The sequence below is a fragment of the Salinarimonas soli genome, assembly GCF_008386575.1.
Classification (GTDB): Bacteria; Pseudomonadota; Alphaproteobacteria; order Rhizobiales; family Beijerinckiaceae; genus Salinarimonas_A; species Salinarimonas_A soli.
The window spans coordinates 1-217 of record NZ_VUOA01000279.1 but is presented as its reverse complement, the minus strand read 5'-3'; the positions used below and the strand labels follow the sequence as shown (position 1 = coordinate 217).

1 protein-coding gene is annotated in these 217 nt (G+C 55.3%); it reads left to right on the top strand.

Annotated elements, in window-relative coordinates; genetic code table 11:
• Positions 1-217: hypothetical protein (locus F0L46_RS26530; RefSeq protein WP_210247724.1), on the top strand; the 217-nt coding region annotated here is incomplete at both ends.

Below are 217 nucleotides of genomic sequence, written 5' to 3'. Positions count from 1 at the left end.
ACCGGCATTGATGATGAAGCAATCCAGTCCGGCTCTAACCTCCTGCTGACGTTCAAGAACGTGAAGAATGAAGTAGGCGAGGGCTCGAATATTTTCGATCGTGCCACGGCTGCGGCAGTCGATCTATCGGCCGCTGGCTTCGGTTCTGTGGAGTCCGGCTCCAAGATGCTGGGCAAGGCGCTCAATGATCCCATCAAGGGCATCACTGCTTTGAGCA